Below are 540 nucleotides of genomic sequence, written 5' to 3'. Positions count from 1 at the left end.
GACGATGTATGACGGATGGGCCGGAAATGGAGGTCCTGGCAATGGCGGACACGACATGGGTGGTGGAAATGGTGATTATGGCAGTGGTAACGGAGGTGGAAGTAGTGGAAGCTCAGATCCGAATGCACCAAGTACACCTGACCCATGCGGACAAATGAAAGACCTGAAAAACAAGTCTGAGTATGCAAAGTACACCAGGTACCTGGAAACAAAGACTGGAAATACGTCAGAAAGTGGATTTAGGGTCGGAGATCCTGTTAAAGGTTCAAACCAGGTAGGAACACAATTCCAGGAACTCAGCAATAAGCCTGGAGATGGCAATGGAAGTTTGGATTTTAGTATATTTGGAACAACCTATGGGATCATGCACTCGCACTATGATACCCTGATTTCAATATTCTCTCCTGATGATGTCAACTTATTTATTCAGCTGCTTAAAAATGCTAAGGCAAACGGAATTCCTGTCAATAAGGTATTTATTTCTGTCGTTACCTCCGATGGAATATACCAGTTAAGGGGGGACAACATTGATCCTGATAA

Annotated in this window: 1 protein-coding gene; it reads left to right on the top strand. The window is 44.1% G+C overall.

Annotation, left to right across the window (positions count from 1 at the left end; translation table 11 throughout):
• Positions 1-540, top strand: a 540-nt coding sequence (locus tag SCA31_RS22490) for a hypothetical protein (protein WP_410699278.1), incomplete at both ends; no start/stop codon positions are given.

Source organism: Chryseobacterium sp. SIMBA_028, from assembly GCF_046535285.1.
GTDB lineage: Bacteria > Bacteroidota > Bacteroidia > Flavobacteriales > Weeksellaceae > Chryseobacterium.
This window is presented reverse-complemented; position numbering and strand designations above follow the sequence as displayed.